The following is a 2,287-nucleotide window of genomic DNA, read 5'->3' as shown; positions in this document are numbered from 1 at the left end:
GTTGCTCTCGGAGATGCTATTGCTTTCTGAGATGCTGTTGCTCTCTGAGGTGCTATTGCTTTCTGAGATGCTGTTGCTCTCGGAGATGCTGTTGCTCTCGGAGATGCTGTTGCTCTCGCTTATGCTGTTGCTCTCAGAGATGCTGTTGCTCTCTGAGATGCTGTTGCTCTCTGAAATGCTGTTGCTCTCGGAGATGCTGTTGCTCTCTGAAATGCTGTTGCTCTCTGAAATACTGTTACTCTCTGAGATGCTATTGCTCTCGGAGATGCTGTTGCTCTCTGAAATACTATTGCTTTCTGAGATTCTATTGCTTTCTGAGATGCTGTTGCTCTCTGAGATGCTGTTACTCTCGCTAACCACTTCGCTAGTCACAGTACTCAGGCTCTCGCTATTAGAAAAATACTCACTAGTGCTCTCACTGCGACTGGTGCTATCAGCTTCAGACTCGGATTTAAGATCACTTAAGCTCTCTGAGTATGATGTCAGCTCTGATCTTTCACTTCCATAATCATCTTCCTGCTCAATATAATCAAAAATATCGAAGAAATAGTAGCCTTTTTCTTTGAAATTACCATTCAGTTCCTGACCATTCTTATTTATGTATGTATAATTTCCGGTAGCTGATACAAATTTACCTGTTTCAGTGGTAATTTCTTGTTTTGTAAAAGTATCTGCAGTATTCCAGTTATCACCTCGAAATCTTTTAACCTGAATTTCATAATTTCCATTATTTTCCTTAACCCTAACATCCCAAAAATTCCAATATAAACTTGAAACGGAGTAATCGCCTATATAATAAGTGTTCCCATACTTAGTCAGTTCATACCCCTCTTCATTTGTATACTCCGTAGTTGTCACTGTTTCCATAGTCTTCTGAACAACCATGATGCCAGCTACAACATTGGGATTATCGTTCTGATTAGAAGTCTGATTATTAACAAGCGCGTTACCATTCGAATCAACTGTTACATAGTCAAAATACGCATATTGAGTATTATGAGCACTGTCTTCATACTCCACTTTAACGAAGTTTTGGTTGTAATTGCCACTATACCAGTCGCTGTATCTAATATCTAGAACATTTGATTCCTGATAATAACGATACTGTATCAAATAATTAGCAAGTTTATCTGCCTCATAATAGAAGGATCCTGGGCCATTGTGATTCAAGCTTGTTCCATCTGCACGCTGCTTTTCCAAAATATCCTGAACCACTTTTGCCTGGGCATTGATCTGGGTGATCAGCCCCTCAAGATATGGATTCATTGTATCGTCGAAAGCTTCGGATGCAGACTCATACACATGAGTAGCCTCACTGATCAGCAAGGATTGTGAAAGCATATCCTCTTCTGCAGCCTCACTAGCGGATGTACTCTGGGATAAGAGCTCTTCTGTAGCCTCACTAGCGGATATGCTTTGAGATACGATCTCTTCTTCCTCTGAAGTCAAAGATGTGTTTTCAGAAGATTCTTCAGCATTAAGTGCATTTACCGGGCTTAATGCATTCAATCTTCTAAGTCCAAGAACCTGCTGTCCGTTGAAAGCCACTAATGATTCGATCTCTGAAGTTTCATCAGACTCGCTCTCTGTTCCGCTTTCTGTTGCTGCTTCAGACTCGCTCTCTGTTCCGCTTTCTGTTGCTGCTTCAGACTCGTTCTCTGGTGCTGCATCAGACTCGCTCTCTGGTGCTGCATCAGACTCGCTCTCTGGTGCTGCGTCAGACTCGTTCTCTGGTGCTGCATCAGATTCGCTCTCTGTTGCTGCATCAGATTCGCTCTCTGTTGCTGCGTCAGATTCGTTTTCTATAATTTCATCAGTTCCAGCTTCTGAATTACTTTCAGCCGGAGCATCACTAGTTACTGGAGCATCACTAGTTGCCTGAGAATCATCAGTTGCCTCAGAATCATCAGTTGCCTGAGAATCATTATTCTGATCCTGTATTTCAAATGCATCTGAGCTAGGAGTATTTGTCACCTCAGCTTCTACTACATTTTGCTCAACAGCAGTCTCGCCTTCATTGTATGCATAAGCAGTGGTAGATACAGTCATACCTCCGCCCATTACTACTCCGGCAGCCAAACCAATCTTTGCAATTTTCTCAGTTTTTTTCATCATGCTCTTTAAACCCTTCCTTATCTTTGTACATTTACAATATCACACACGTTTTAAGTTACCTTGTATTGTCAAAAAATTCAATCCCATACCTGAATTTTTAACAATCTTATGAAAATTTTAATTTTCTTTGCTCCTGATCATCACTGGCAGCCTGAGCTCCACTGGCCACAGC

At 41.5% G+C, this 2,287-nt stretch carries 1 pseudogene; it reads right to left on the bottom strand.

Annotated elements, in window-relative coordinates:
• Positions 1–2,115, bottom strand: a pseudogene (locus J6I68_RS15150) (hypothetical protein); the annotation flags it as partial.
• Positions 2,116–2,287: the final 172 nt, after the last annotated feature.

The organism is Butyrivibrio sp. (assembly GCF_017940685.1).
Classification (GTDB): domain Bacteria; phylum Bacillota; class Clostridia; order Lachnospirales; family Lachnospiraceae; genus Butyrivibrio.
The sequence above is the reverse complement of the archived record's forward strand: the minus strand, read 5'-3'. Positions and strand labels throughout refer to the sequence as shown.